12 protein-coding genes are annotated in these 13212 nt (G+C 66.7%); 2 read left to right on the top strand and 10 right to left on the bottom strand.

Translation table 11 applies throughout. The annotated features are described in order from the left end of the window. Entirely contained in the window at positions 1-390 is a 390-nt protein-coding gene (locus METFAM1_RS0101395) for a winged helix-turn-helix domain-containing protein (RefSeq protein WP_019917698.1), read from the top strand. A 102-nt stretch (positions 391-492) separates the two neighbouring features. On the opposite strand, the gene cueR is transcribed toward METFAM1_RS0101395, so the two are convergent. Together cueR and METFAM1_RS0101385 are read right to left on the bottom strand one after the other, a co-directional pair. Further along, complete coding sequence (gene cueR / locus METFAM1_RS0101390) at positions 493-888, bottom strand: Cu(I)-responsive transcriptional regulator (RefSeq protein WP_019917697.1); 396 nt, start codon at positions 886-888, stop codon at positions 493-495. Further along, the gene (locus METFAM1_RS0101385) at positions 875-3295 is read right to left on the bottom strand and encodes a heavy metal translocating P-type ATPase (protein WP_019917696.1); all 2421 of its coding nucleotides are present in this window, start codon (positions 3293-3295) and stop codon (positions 875-877) included. Before METFAM1_RS0101385 ends, cueR begins: the two co-directional genes overlap by 14 nt. A 184-nt stretch (positions 3296-3479) precedes the next feature. On the opposite strand from METFAM1_RS0101385, the gene METFAM1_RS0101380 reads away from it, so the two are divergent. Beyond that, positions 3480-3680: a heavy-metal-associated domain-containing protein gene (locus tag METFAM1_RS0101380; RefSeq protein WP_019917695.1), complete on the top strand. Its 201-nt coding sequence runs from the start codon at positions 3480-3482 to the stop codon at positions 3678-3680. Between the two features lie 189 nt (positions 3681-3869). Here the strand turns inward: METFAM1_RS0101380 and METFAM1_RS0101375 are convergent, their stop codons facing one another. From METFAM1_RS0101375 to METFAM1_RS0101340, 8 genes are all read right to left on the bottom strand, one after another. Continuing rightward, positions 3870-4334 carry a DUF411 domain-containing protein gene (locus METFAM1_RS0101375; protein WP_019917694.1) on the bottom strand — a complete coding sequence of 155 codons (465 nt, stop codon included), beginning with the start codon at positions 4332-4334 and terminating at the stop codon, positions 3870-3872. An 11-nt stretch (positions 4335-4345) separates the two neighbouring features. Further along, the gene (locus METFAM1_RS0101370) at positions 4346-5764 is read right to left on the bottom strand and encodes a multicopper oxidase family protein (protein ID WP_019917693.1); all 1419 of its coding nucleotides are present in this window, start codon (positions 5762-5764) and stop codon (positions 4346-4348) included. Positions 5765-5778: 14 nt separating this feature from the next. Beyond that, complete coding sequence (locus tag METFAM1_RS0101365) at positions 5779-7212, bottom strand: TolC family protein (protein ID WP_024300362.1); 1434 nt, start codon at positions 7210-7212, stop codon at positions 5779-5781. Continuing rightward, complete coding sequence (locus METFAM1_RS0101360; protein ID WP_019917691.1) at positions 7196-7705, bottom strand: hypothetical protein; 510 nt, start codon at positions 7703-7705, stop codon at positions 7196-7198. Before METFAM1_RS0101360 ends, METFAM1_RS0101365 begins: the two co-directional genes overlap by 17 nt. 59 nt (positions 7706-7764) lie before the next feature. Next, positions 7765-8139 (bottom strand): hypothetical protein, encoded by a 375-nt coding sequence (locus tag METFAM1_RS0101355; protein WP_019917690.1) that lies wholly within the window; start codon positions 8137-8139, stop codon positions 7765-7767. A 45-nt stretch (positions 8140-8184) separates the two neighbouring features. Further along, entirely contained in the window at positions 8185-9798 is a 1614-nt protein-coding gene (locus tag METFAM1_RS0101350) for a SpoVR family protein (protein WP_019917689.1), read from the bottom strand. After that, positions 9795-11072, bottom strand: coding sequence for a YeaH/YhbH family protein (locus tag METFAM1_RS0101345; RefSeq protein ID WP_019917687.1), 1278 nt, complete (start codon positions 11070-11072; stop codon positions 9795-9797). The genes METFAM1_RS0101350 and METFAM1_RS0101345 overlap by 4 nt, the downstream gene beginning before the upstream one ends. Before the next feature lie 63 nt (positions 11073-11135). Further along, positions 11136-13058: a PrkA family serine protein kinase gene (locus tag METFAM1_RS0101340; protein ID WP_024300361.1), complete on the bottom strand. Its 1923-nt coding sequence runs from the start codon at positions 13056-13058 to the stop codon at positions 11136-11138. Between the last annotated feature and the right edge of the window lie 154 nt (positions 13059-13212).

Raw genomic sequence — 13212 nt, 5'->3', positions numbered from 1 at the left:
ATGAACACCAAGGCAGCGCCCGCCACCCTCGAACACAGCACCCGGTTTCGCGTGCAGATCAAGCACGCGGTGGCGATCGGTCCGGGCAAGGCCGACGTGCTCGAGGGCATCGCGGCGACCGGCTCGCTCGCCGAAACCGGCCGCCGGCTGGGCATGAGCTATCAGCGCATCTGGTCGCTGGTCGACGCGATGAACAAGGACTTCGTCGAACCGCTGGTGACCAAGCAGCGCGGCGGCTCCGCTGGCGGCGGCGCCCGACTGACCGCCATCGGAGAGCAGGTGCTGGCGCTCTACCGCGCGATCGAGGAAGACGCCCGCCTCGCCGCCTCGCGCCGCCTGCCCGAACTGTTGGCACTGATCCGGCCCGATGCTGGGCCGGGTTCCGTATGAGAGGTCTTCTGACCCGGACAGCAGCCTGAAGCGAAGCAAGCGGGACGCAGACGCCCTGTCGCGGCCAAGGCCGCACCGTCGAATGAGGACCCGTTGCCGGGACTACCGGGCGGTATCCGCGAGCCCGTCGAGTATCGGACAGTCAGGTCGGCCGTCGCCGTGGCAGCAGCGGGCGAGCTGCGCCAGCGTGCGCTTCATCGCCGTCATTTCGGCGATGCGCCGGTCGAGGTCGGCGATATGCGCTTCGGCGATGCGTTTCACGTCGCCACTGGCGCGGTCCGGTTTCTGCCACAAGGCCAGCAGATCGGTAATTTCCGCCATCGAGAAGCCGAGGTCGCGCGCGCGGCGGATGAAGCGCAGCGTATGCACCTCGCGCTCGCCGTACTGCCGGTAGCCGGCGTCGGTGCGCGCCACAGCCGGCAGCAGACCGAGCGATTCGTAATGCCGCACCATCTTGGCCGACACGCCGGAACGTGCAGCCGCCTCACCGATGTTCATCGCGCACCTCTTCGGGTTTCCAGCGCCGCAGCAGCAGCGCGTTGCTGACCACGCTGAAGCTGGAGAAAGCCATCGCCGCGCCGGCGATCACCGGATTCAGCATGCCGGCCGCGGCCAGCGGAATGCCGACCACGTTATAGGCGAAGGCCCAGAACAGGTTCTGCCGGATCTTCGCCCAGGTGCGCCGCGAAATGTCGAGCGCGTCGGCCACGCGCGCCGGGTCGCCCTGCATCAGCGTGATGCCGGCGGCGTGCATCGCCACGTCGGTGCCGGTGGACATGGCGATACCGACGTCGGCCGCGGCCAGCGCCGGCGCGTCGTTGATGCCGTCGCCGACCATGGCGACTACCGCCCCACCCTGCTTCAGTTCGGCGACCACCTCGGCCTTGTGCTCCGGCAGCACTTCGGCACGCACGTCGGCCATGCCCAGTTGTGCAGCCACCGCGGCGGCCGCCCCGCGGTTGTCGCCGCTGACCAGCACGGTACGCACGCCGCCTGCCTGAAGGCGGCTCACCGCTCGCGCCGCCGATGCCTTCAGCGTATCGCCGAAGGCGAGCAGTCCGATCAGGCGCGGCGCCTCCGTCAGATCGGCCAGCCAGGACACGGTGCGCCCCTCTGCCTGCAGTTGCGCGGCGCGGGCGGCGAGCGGCAACAGATCGACGCCCAGTTCTTCCATGAAACGCGAACTGCCCAGCTTCAACGCGCAGCCGTCGACAGTCGCCTCGATGCCGCGCCCAGCCACCGCCGCCAGCGCAGTCGCCGGCAATACCGTCACGCCTTCGCGCACCGCGGCCGTGCTCACGGCGCGCGCCAGCGGGTGCTCGCTGCCGGCCTGCAGCGCAGCGGCCAGTGCGAGCAGTTCGCCGGGTGCCCCGACCGCCGGCTCGAACGCCACCAGTTCCGGTCGGCCCTCGGTCAGCGTGCCGGTCTTGTCGAAGGCGACCACCGACACGCGGTGCGCGATTTCCAGCGCCTCCGCGTCCTTGATCAGGATGCCGTGCCGCGCCGCCGCGCCGGTGCCCACCATGATGGCGGTCGGCGTGGCCAGCCCGAGCGCGCACGGGCAGGCGATCACCATGACCGCGACCGCGTTCAGCAGCGCCGTTTCGACACCGGCGCCGGCCACCATCCAGCCGCCGAAGGTGAGTGCGGCAAGCGCGATCACCACCGGCACGAACACCGCGCTCACCTGATCGACCAGGCGCTGTATCGGAGCCTTTTTCGCCTGCGCGCTCTCGACCAGCCGCACGATGCGCGCCAGCACGGTTTCGGCGCCGACGGCGCGGGTGCGCACGAGCAGCCGCCCCTCGCCATTGACTGCGCCACCGGTCACGCGGTCGCCCGTCTGTTTGGCGACCGGCAGACTTTCGCCGGTGATCAGCGATTCGTCGACCTGGCTGGCGCCATCGACGATGTCGCCGTCGACCGGCACCCGTTCGCCCGGGCGGATGACCACCTCGTCGCCGAGCGCGACCTGCGCCAGCGGCAGTTCGACCTCGACGCCGTTGCGACGCACCCGCGCGGTATCCGGACGCAGCGCGTTGAGCGCGCGGATCGCGTCGGTGGTCTGCCGCTTGGCGCGTGTTTCCAGCCATTTGCCGAGCAGCACCAGCGTGATCACCACCGCCGACGCTTCGAAATACAGGTGCGGCATCGTGCCCGGCGCAGCGGTGAGCCACAGCCATACGCTCAGGCCCCAGGCGGCGGAGGTGCCGAGCGCGACCAGCAGGTCCATGTTGCCGCTGCCGGCGCGCAGCGCCTTCCAGCCAGCGACGTAGAAGCGCGCGCCGAGCCAGAACTGCACCGGTGTCGCGAGCAGGAACTGCAGCCCGCCGGGCAGCATCCAGTGCGCGCCCCACAGCATGCCCACCATGGGCAGCGCAAGCGGCAACGACAGCGCGATCGCCAGCGCCACCGGCCACCATTCGGGCAGTACGCCGCGCGGTGCGGCCTCGGGCGTCACCGCCGGCAGCGTTGCGCGATAGCCCGCGCGCTCGACCGCCGCCTGCAGCGCGCCGAGATTGTCGGCCGCGCTGACGATGTCGGCGGTCTCAGTCGCCAGATTGACGCTGACCGACAGCACGCCCGGCACCTTGTTCAGCGCCTTCTCGACGCGCGCCGAGCAGGACGCGCAGGTCATGCCTTCGATGTGCAGGCGCAGCGCCTGCGGCTTCAGTACGTAACCGGCCTTGTCGACCGCCGCCCGCAGCGCGGCCGCATCGACCGAGGTGTCTGCCTCGACTGCGGCGCGCTCGGTCGCCAGGTTCACGCTGGCCGACGCGACGCCGGGCAGACGCGCTAGCGCCTTCTCGACGCGGGTCGAGCAGGAGGCGCAGGTCATGCCTTCGACGCCGAATTCCCAGCGGGTGAGCGTGCCCGCAGCGGCGGGCAGATCGGAGGTGTTCATCGGACAATCCTGTAGCGGGAGAACGCACCCAGTGTCGACCTTCCCATGATGGCAAGGTCAAGCGGAAAATTCAGCCGCCGACGCCGGGTATCGCGAAACGAAATGAAAGCGACCGGACGCTTGACCTTCCCATCGTGGCAAGGTCCATCATCCTTCCATCCCAACCCGACAGCGGAGCCCCGCCATGAGCACGACCATCGAATTCACCGTCCCCGACATGACCTGCGGTCACTGCGCCGGCCGCATCAGGGCGCTGGTCGCCAGCATCGACGACAGCGCGAAGGTCGACATCGACCTGCCGACCCACCGCGTGCGCATCGACTCGACCGTCGATGCGGAAACCTATCGCAGCGCGCTGGCCGAGGCGGACTACCCGCCGGCCTGAGGCGGCTTCGCTGCGAGCTGCAATCGCGAGCAAGCTCGCTCCCGCAAGAACCCGGCGCCGGCGGCGGATCGGGAGCACTCATTTGTGGGAGCGACCTCTGGTCGCGATGCGACGTTTGCAGGCCTCGGACTCCGTTTCCGCCCGTCATCGCGAGCAAGCTCGCTCCCACCAAAACCCGGCCAGGCTGAGTCAGCGGTAGCTGCGATACACGCTGGCGCCGCCATCCGTCTGCACCAGCAGTACGTCGTACGGATCCTTGCGGCCCTTGTACTCGGGGCCGTCCATGCCGGGCGAGCCGACCGGCATCGCCGGTACCGCAAGGCCGAGCGCCTTCGGTCTTTCCTTCAGCATCTTGTGCACCTCGCTCGCCGGCACGTGGCCTTCGAGCAGATAGCCGTCGACCCGCGCGGTATGGCAGGAGGCGAACTTCGCCGGCATGCCCAGCCGGGCGCGCGCTTCGTTGTTGCCGGTCTCATACACCTTGACCGCGAAGCCGTTCGCTTCGAGATGGGCCACCCAGTCCTTGCAGCAGCCGCAGGTCGGGCTTTTCCATACCTCGACCAGCGGCTTCGGCGCCGCCATCAGCGTGGCGGCGCGCGGCAGCAGGGCCGCGGTGGCAAGCGCGCCGATCAGCGCGCGACGTGTCGTGTTCATGGTCCGTCCTTTCACTGGTGGTCGTGCGCGCCGGCGGCCGGCTTGCGCACCTGTACTTCGATATCCTGCGGCTGCGTCAGCGGCATGCTGGAGGCGCCGTGGTCATGGCCGGCCGGCGGCTGCGCGACCGGCTGCGCGTCGCCCACCGCGCGTGCCACCGTGCCCGGCGGATGGCGGAACCAGCCCGGGTCGGTGTAGTCGCCGGGCTTCTGTTCGCGCCTCACCTTGAACACCGAGAACATGCCGCCCATCTCGACCGAACCGAAGGGGCCGTCGCCGGTCATCATCGGCGCGGTGTTCTCCGGCAGCGGCATCTTCATGTCGGCCATGTCGCCCATGCCGCGTTCGCCCATCGCCATATAGCCGGGCACCAGATTCGATATGCGTTCGGCCAACCCGCCATGATCGACACCGATCAGGTTGGGCACGTCGTGGCTCATCGCGTTCATCGTGTGGTGACTCTTGTGGCAATGGAAGGCCCAGTCGCCCTCCTCGTCGGCGATGAACTCGATCTGCCGCATCTGGCCGACCGCGATGTCGGTGGTCACCTCGGGCCAGCGCGCCGACTTCGGTACCGGCCCGCCGTCGGTGCCGGTGACCTCGAATTCGTGGCCGTGGATGTGGATGGGGTGATTGGTCATCGTCAGGTTGCCGATGCGGATGCGCACGCGGTCGTTCTTCCGCGCGACCAGCGGTGCGATGCCGGGGAAGATGCGGCTGTTCCATGACCACAGGTTGAAGTCCAGCATGGTCATGGTCTTCGGCGTGTAGCTGCCGGGGTCGATGTCGTAGGCGTTGAGCAGGAACACGTAGTCGCGGTCCACAGTCGCGATCAGCGGGTGACGGCCCTTCGGGTGGGTGACCCAGAAGCCCATCATGCCCATCGCCATCTGCGTCATTTCGTCGGCGTGCGGGTGATACATGAAGGTGCCTGGGCGGCGGGCGACGAATTCATAAACGAAGGTCTTGCCCGGCGGTATCGCCGGCTGGGTCAGACCGCTCACGCCGTCCATGCCGTTGGGCAGGCGCTGGCCGTGCCAGTGCACGCTGGTGCGCTCGGGCAGCCTGTTGGTGACGTAGATGCGCACGCGGTCGCCCTCGACCACTTCGATGGTGGGCCCCGGTGACTGGCCGTTATAGCCCCACAGGTGGGCCTTGAAGCCGGGCGCCATTTCGCGCACCACCGGCTCGGCCACCAGATGGAACTCCTTGACGCCGTCCTTCATGCGCCAGGGCAGCGTCCAGCCATTCAGCGTCACCACCGGGTTGTAGGGGCGCCCGGACGCCGGGATCAGCGGGCCGCGCGTGTCGGCCGTGGTTTCGATCACCGGTTCGGGGATGGCCGCCATGGCGACGCGGCTCACCGTGGTGGCGGCGACGGCCGCACCGGCGATGCCGGCGTTGCGGAAGAAATCTCTGCGGGAAGTCATGTGCGGAATCCTGTTCAGTGGGCCGCGTCGGCTGCGGTGACAACGGTTGCGCCGGGCGGCGGAGCGAGATCGGGGCGGCCGACCAGCGCCATGTCGAGATCGGCCTGGGCGATCCAGAAGTCGCGCAGTGCTTCGATGTAGCCATTCACACCGGCCACCTGCGCGCGGGCGTCGGCCAGCAGTTCGAATACGCCGATCAGCATGCCGTTGTAGCGCAGCAGGTTCTCGTCGGAAATGCGCTTCCTGAGCGGCACCACCTCGTCGCGGTAATGACGGGCAATGTCGAAGGCGGTGCGATAGCCGGCGTAGGCCTCACGCACTTCGGAGCGGGCGTTCACCGCTGCTTCGGCGGCGCGTTCGACCGACTGCATGTAGATGGCTTCGGCGCGCGCGACGCGCGAGCCGCCCCAGTCGAACAGCGGCAGTTCGAAACTGATTTCGTAGCCCTTCTTGTAGGACTCGCTGCGCCGCCCTTCGAGCACGCGCGCCGGGCCGACTTCGAGCACGTCGATGAAACGCGTCGTCTTCGTCAGCCCGAGGTTGCGCGCGGTCGCTTCGGCGTCGAGCTTCGCGATCTGCAGATCGATGCGCGAGCTCATCGCCTGGCGCTCGATGTCGGGCGCGTCGAGCGGTGCGAACGGCAGGTCGGGCAGGCGATCGGGCAAGCGGAAAGCGGTCTGCTCGCCCCACAGGCCCATGAGCCGGGTCAGCCGTTCACGCGCCGCGGTGTGCGCCTGCTGCGCGCGCGCCAGATTCAGCGCTGCGTCGGCGTGGAAACCCTGCTCGCGCGCCTGTGCCAGCGCGCTGTAGTTGCCGGCGGCGCGCATGCGCCGGGCCAGTTCGGAACCGGCGTCGGCGGCCTCCATCACCTGTTCCATGTAGCGCAGCGTTTCGCCGGCGGCCACCGCCTGCACCCAGGCGCGGCGCACGTCGGCCGCCAGCCGCAGTACCTGCAGCGATACCGCACGCTGCGACTGTTCGAAGACGCGGCGATTCACCTCGATCGCCTGCGGCATGGTCAACAGCGAAAAGATGTTGAAGGTGAGCGCCTGCTCGATCTTGTAGTCGCGCACACCGTTCTCGCGCTTGCTGGCGTGAAACATCGAGAAGGTCGGATTGGGCAAGCGGCCTGCGCGTACCACTTCGGCCTCGCGGATGCCCAGTTCATGGAAGCCCGCCTGCAGACCGCGATTGTTCAGCAGCGCGATCTGCACCGCGTCGTCCGCCGACAGCGGCTGCGCCAGCAGCTCGGCAACTCGCTCGGCAACCGCCTTGCGGTCCTCGTCGCTGCGCGCCCAGCTGACATCCTTGCCCAGCTTTTCGCGCGCGGTCTGCTCTACCGAGCCGAAACCGCCGTCCGGGCTGAAGCTGGCGCACCCGGCCAGCAGCGCGACTGCCGCCGCCAGCGGCACGAGCCTGAACCGGCCCCTATCAGTGCTTGTGCGCATCGCCGCCCTCCTTGCTGCCGTGATGGCAGCGGTGTCCGTGGTCCGGCTTCATCGCGCCGGAACTGCCACCCTGCTTGTGGCCGTGCATCGATTCATGGAGTGCGGCGTGGTGCGGGCAGTGATGCGGCTTCGCGTCGCCGCCGGCAGCGCCGTGATCGTGCTTCGCGGCTCCACCTGCAGGCGCGCCGGCACCGTGGCCGGTGTGCGCGTCGGCGGCAGACGGTGCGCCATGATCGTGGCCGGCATGGCGGTCTGGCGGCGCGGCCGCCGTGCCGCCGTGGTCGTGCGCGTGGCCGCCGGCCTGACGACCGACCACGTCGTTGGCTTCACGCCAGTTGCCGACAGCGCTCGTACTACCGGCGCGATAGGTCTCGAACACCGAGCGGTGATCGAGCGGCCGCGTGGGTGCGGCCGGATCCGCCGGATCGGCCGCCCAGGCGGACGTGGTGACGGACGCTGCGACCAGCAGCACCCGGATGGGAAGGTGGAACATGAAGACCTCGCGAAAGACAGGTGTATCGATTTCCGCCCACCGTGGGCGGATTTCGGGTGTCAGGCGAGGTCGTGTCTGGGCGGGCGTTCGGTGCCTTCAGTGATGAAGGCAGGAGGGGTCACGCGCACTGGCAGCGGGCGCAGGTGCGTCGAAAAATCGCCGGGCAGCCGCAGCGCCGACGGCATCAAGGCGCCGCCGATGCAGCAGGCGGCACAGGCGCTGCAGGCGTGCTTGCCATGGGACGGTGTTGCGGCCGGGTCATGATCGCCGCCGTGGTGATGCGCGTGCGCGGCGACGTCGTCATGCATGGCGCCAGTCGTCGGCAGTCCGTGATGCGACGGCGCGCAACTGACCATTGCCGCTGCGGCAAAACCCTGCAGGGGCAATGCCAGCAGCAGCATGAAGGTGAGCAGGACGCGGGTCGCGGAGCGCATGGCAGCGAGAATATCAGCGGGGAGACGAAGTTCGCATGACAGCCGTCAAGTCGAGCTCGGATCCACCGTCCAGCGCCGGGCGACCGAGCCCTGGCCGTTCACGCTTTCCAGATGCACCGGGAAGCCCCAAAGCCGGGCGACGTGCTTGAGCACTTCGTAGGCGCCGTCGTGCAGCGGCCGGTTGTTGTGCTGCGTGTGCCGCAGCATCAGCGAACGGTCGCCGCGCAGATTCACGCTCCACACCTGGATATTCGGTTCGCGCGAGCCGAGATCGTACTGACGCGACATCGCTTCGCGCAGGTTGCGGTAGCCCGACTCGTCATGAATGGCCGATACCTCCAGCGTCGGCTCGGTGTCGTCGTCGGTGATGGCGAACAGGCGGAAAGCGCGCATCACGCGCGGCGACAGGTATTGGCCGATGAAGCTTTCGTCCTTGAAGTTGCGCATCGCGTGGTCCAGCGTTTCCAGCCAGCTGCTGCCCGCCATGTCCGGGAACCATGCGCGGTCCTCGTCGGTGGGCGCCTCGCAGATGCGCTTGATGTCGGTGTACATCGCAAAACCCAGCGCGTACGGGTTCATGCCGCTGTAGGCGGGGTGGCCGACCGGCGGCTGGTAGACGACGTTGGTGTGCGACTTCAGGCACTCGATCATGATGCCGTCGTCGAGGAAGCCGTCGTCGTACATCGTGTTCAGCAGGTGGTGGTGCCAGAAGGTGGCCCAGCCCTCGTTCATGACCTGGGTCTGGCGCTGCGGATAGAAGTACTGCGCCACCTTGCGCACGATGCGCACGATTTCGCGCTGCCACGGTTCGAGCAGCGGCGCGTTCTTCTCGATGAAATACAGCAGGTTCTCCTGCGGCTCGGCCGGGAAGCGCGGTGCTTCCTTCTCCGCCTCGTCGCGGCCCAGCTTCGGCGGCAGCGTGCGCCAGATCTCGTTCACCTGCTGCTGCGCGTAGGCCTCGCGGTCCTTCGCGCGCGCCAGTTCCTGCGTCAGGCTGAGCTTGCTCGGCCGACGGTAGCGGTCGACGCCGTAATTCATCAGCGCGTGGCAGCTGTCGAGCAGCAGTTCGACCGCGTCGATGCCGTGCCGCTCCTCGCAGGCGGCGACGTAGTTCTTCGCGTAAACGAGGTAGTCGATGATGGACGACGCGTCGGTCCACATCCGGAACAGGTAATTGCCCTTGAAGAAGCTGTTGTGGCCGTAGGCGGCGTGCGCAATCACCAGCGCCTGCATGGCCATCGTGTTCTCCTCCATCAGGTAGCTGATGCAGGGGTTGCTGTTGATCACGATTTCGTAGGCCAGACCCATCTGGCCGCGCCGGTAGTTCTTCTCGGTGCTGATGAATTCCTTGCCGTAGCTCCAGTGCCGGTAGTTCACCGGCATGCCCACGCTGGCGTAGGCGTCCATCATCTGTTCGGCGGTAATGATCTCCAGCTGGTTCGGATAGGTGTCGAGCCCGAAGCGCTGCGCGGTGGCGCGGATCACGTCGTGGTACTGCTCGATCAGTTCGAAGGTCCAGTCGCTGGGTGCCGGCAACCGGGAGGTCGGACGTTCCTTCAACGGCAGCGGTGCGCTCAGCGGCGCCGGATGACGACGTCCGCCGTATTCGCCCGGCGAGGCCGCGCGACCGTTGTTGCGGCGGTCGTAGGTATCGCTCATTTCGCGGCTCCTTCCTTCTTGAACAGGTCGCGGAACACCGGATAGATCTGATCGACCTCGGCCGCCTTGCGGATGGCGAAGTTCTCGCTCTCCATCGCGAGATCCGAGTACTCGTGCCACAGGTTCTGTTCCTGCTCGACCACCTGGATGTAGGCGAAGTAGCGCACCAGCGGCAGGATCTTCTGTTCGAGGATTTCGCGGCAGCGCGGACTGTCGTCGTGCCAGTTGTCGCCATCGCTGGCCTGTGCACCGTAGATGTTCCACTCGCCCCGCGGGTAGCGCGCCTGGATGATGTCCTCCATCAGCACCAGCGCGCTCGACACCACGGTGCCGCCGGTTTCGGTGGCGTGGAAGAAGTCGTGCTCGCTCACCTCCTGCGCCTGCGTGTGGTGGCGGATGAACACGATTTCGATCTTTTCGTAGTGCCGCGTCAGGAAAAGGTAGAGCAGGATGAAGAAGCGCTTGGCCAGATCCTTGCGCGCCTCGTCCATCGAACCCGACACGTCCATCAGGCAGAACATGACCGCTTTCGCGGTCGGCACCGGCGTGCGCACACGGCTGCGGTAGCGCAGGTCTATCGGGTCGAGGTAGGGAATGCGGTCGATGCGCGAACGCAGCGCGGCAATGTCGGCTTCGATCTGTTCGATCTCGTGCAGCCGCGCCGGCGTACCCGGCTGTGCGCGCAGGTCTTCGAGCAAGGCTTCGAGCCGGTGCAGTTCGCGCCGGGACTCGCTGCCGAGCGCAATGCGCCGGCCGATGGCGCCGCGCATCGAACGCACGACGTGCAGATTGTTCGGCGTGCCGTCACTGGAGAAACCGGCGCGGTGCGTCTTGTACTCCGGCGTCTCGGCCAGCGTGGTGCGGATCAGGTTGGGCAGGGCCAGGTCGTCGAAGAAGACCTGCATGAACTCTTCCTTGGTGAGGTGGAAGACGAAATCGTCCTCACCCTCGCCGGAATCGCTGGCGTTGCCCGAACCGGCGCCGCCCCCCCCACCGCCCTTGGGCCGCTCGATGCGGTCGCCGCGGACGAAGTCCTTGTTGCCCGGGTGCACCATTTCACGGGAGCCGCCCTGACCGTGGCCGAACACCGGTTCGCTGATGTCGCGCTTCGGGATGTGGATGTCCTCACCCTGCGCGATGTCGCGGATGCCGCGCCCCTCGACCGCCCGCCGCACCGCCTCGCGGATCTGCTCCTTGTGGCGGCGCAGGAAGCGCTCGCGGTTACCGATGGACTTGTTCTTGCCGGCCAGTCTGCGATCGATGATCTGCTGCAAGATGTGTCCCCTTCCCGCCGGGGCAGCGTCGCCCCGGTCTTGTCTATCGATGCACCACCACCGTCACGAACTCTTGCGCACGCGCAGGTACCACTCGCACAGCAGGCGCACCTGCTTCGGCGTGTAGCCCTTGCCGACCATGCGATTGACGAAGTCCTCGTGCTTCTTGGCGTCGTCGGCGCTGGCCTTGGCGTTGAAGCTGATGACCGGCAGCAGTTCTTCGGTGTTGGAGAACATCTTCTTCTCGATCACCGTGCGCAGCTTTTCGTAACTGGTCCACACCGGGTTCTTGCCGGCATTGTTGGCCCGCGCCCGCAGTACGAAGTTCACGATCTCGTTGCGGAAATCCTTCGGGTTCGAAATGCCCGCCGGCTTCTCGATCTTTTCCAGTTCGGCATTCAGCGAGGCGCGGTCGAACACCTCGCCGGTGTCGGTGTCGCGGTACTCCTGGTCCTGTATCCAGTAATCGGCGTAGGTGACGTAGCGGTCGAAGATGTTCTGGCCGTACTCGCTGTAGCTTTCCAGATAGGCGGTCTGGATTTCCTTGCCGATGAATTCGGCGTAGCGCGGCGACAGGTGTTCCTTGATGCAGGCGATGTACTTCTGCTCGACGTCCTGCGGGAACTGTTCGCGCTCGATCTGCTGTTCGAGCACGTACATCAGGTGCACCGGGTTGGCCGCCACTTCGGTCGAATCGAAGTTGAACACCTTGGACAGGATCTTGAACGCGAAGCGGGTCGAGATGCCGCTCATGCCTTCGTCGACGCCGGCGTAGTCGCGGTACTCCTGGTAGCTCTTGGCGCGCGGATCGGTGTCCTTCAGGTTCTCGCCGTCATACACCTGCATCTTCGAATAGAGGCTGGAGTTCTCCGGCTCCTTGAGCCGGGTCAGCACGGCGAACTGGGCCATCATCTTCAGCGTGCCCGGGGCGCACACCGCCTCGGCCAGCGACGAGCCGCGCAGCAGCTTTTCGTAGATCTTCACTTCCTCGGACACGCGCAGGCAGTACGGCACCTTGACGATGTAGATGCGGTCGAGGAAGGCTTCGTTGTTCTTGTTGTTGCGGAAGGCCTTCCACTCGCTCTCGTTCGAGTGCGCCAGCACGACGCCGTCGAACGGGATCGCGCCGAAACCTTCGGTGCCCTTGAAGTTGCCTTCCTGGGTCGCGGTCAGCAGCGGATGCAGCACCTTGATCGGCGCCTTGAACATTTCGACGAATTCAAGGAGGCCCTGGTTGGCCAGGCACAGGCCGCCGGAGAAGCTGTAGGCGTCCGGGTCGTCCTGCGCATAGGTTTCGAGCTTGCGGATGTCGACCTTGCCGACCAGCGACGAAATGTCCTGGTTGTTCTCGTCACCCGGTTCGGTCTTGGCGATGCCCACCTGCTTCAGCACGCTGGGGTAGCGCTTGACCACGCGGAACTTGCGGATGTCGCCGCCGAATTCCTCCAGCCGCTTGACCGCCCACGGACTCAGGATGCGATTGAGGTAACGACTCGGGATGCCGTATTCCTTCTCCAGGATGGCGCCGTCTTCGGTCGGGTCGAACAGGCCCAGCGGCGATTCATTCACCGGCGAACCCTTGATCGCGTAGAAGGGCACTTCCTGCATCAGTGCCTTCAGCCGCTCGGCGATCGACGACTTGCCGCCGCCGACCGGACCCAGCAGATAGAGGATCTGCTTCTTCTCTTCCAGACCCTGTGCAGCGTGACGGAAGTAGCTCACCACCTGCTCGATCGCGTCCTCCATGCCGTAGAACTCGGCGAAGGCCGGATAGATCTTGATCACCTTGTTGGCGAAGATGCGCGACAGCCGCGGGTCGTTGCGGGTGTCCACCGTCTGCGGCTCACCTATCGCCCTCAACATGCGTTCGGCGGCGCTGGCATACGCCAGCGGGTCACGTTTGCACTCCGCCAGATACTCTTCCAGCGATAGCTCTTCCTCGCGGGTGCGTTCGAAACGCGCGGCGAAATGACTGACGATGTCCATGCTGATCTCCAAGTCTCCGTTGACCTTCAAAACAGTTGGTCCGGAAGCCCGCGGCCTGCGCGCACCTTCCGCACCACCACATGTTCAGCTTGGTTCACTCGCGGCTTCGATGAAAGCCCGATAAGCACCGCGATCACCATCCTGCTCCGAAGCA

This window comes from Methyloversatilis discipulorum (assembly GCF_000527135.1).
GTDB lineage: Bacteria > Pseudomonadota > Gammaproteobacteria > Burkholderiales > Rhodocyclaceae > Methyloversatilis > Methyloversatilis discipulorum.
Note: the sequence above shows the minus strand (reverse complement) of the source record. Positions and strands in the feature narration are given on the sequence as shown.

What these genes read in the sequence shown, in the direction of transcription:
- METFAM1_RS0101395 (WP_019917698.1), top strand. Translation starts at nt 1, where the DNA reads ATGAACACCAAGGCAGCGCCCGCCACCCTCGAACACAGCACCCGGTTT.
- METFAM1_RS0101375 (WP_019917694.1), bottom strand. Translation starts at nt 4,334, where the DNA reads ATGAACACGACACGTCGCGCGCTGATCGGCGCGCTTGCCACCGCGGCC.
- METFAM1_RS0101370 (WP_019917693.1), bottom strand. Translation starts at nt 5,764, where the DNA reads ATGACTTCCCGCAGAGATTTCTTCCGCAACGCCGGCATCGCCGGTGCG.
- METFAM1_RS0101360 (WP_019917691.1), bottom strand. Translation starts at nt 7,705, where the DNA reads ATGTTCCACCTTCCCATCCGGGTGCTGCTGGTCGCAGCGTCCGTCACC.
- METFAM1_RS0101365 (WP_024300362.1), bottom strand. Translation starts at nt 7,212, where the DNA reads ATGCGCACAAGCACTGATAGGGGCCGGTTCAGGCTCGTGCCGCTGGCG.
- METFAM1_RS0101380 (WP_019917695.1), top strand. Translation starts at nt 3,480, where the DNA reads ATGAGCACGACCATCGAATTCACCGTCCCCGACATGACCTGCGGTCAC.
- METFAM1_RS0101340 (WP_024300361.1), bottom strand. Translation starts at nt 13,058, where the DNA reads ATGGACATCGTCAGTCATTTCGCCGCGCGTTTCGAACGCACCCGCGAG.
- METFAM1_RS0101350 (WP_019917689.1), bottom strand. Translation starts at nt 9,798, where the DNA reads ATGAGCGATACCTACGACCGCCGCAACAACGGTCGCGCGGCCTCGCCG.
- cueR (WP_019917697.1), bottom strand. Translation starts at nt 888, where the DNA reads ATGAACATCGGTGAGGCGGCTGCACGTTCCGGCGTGTCGGCCAAGATG.
- METFAM1_RS0101385 (WP_019917696.1), bottom strand. Translation starts at nt 3,295, where the DNA reads ATGAACACCTCCGATCTGCCCGCCGCTGCGGGCACGCTCACCCGCTGG.
- METFAM1_RS0101355 (WP_019917690.1), bottom strand. Translation starts at nt 8,139, where the DNA reads ATGCGCTCCGCGACCCGCGTCCTGCTCACCTTCATGCTGCTGCTGGCA.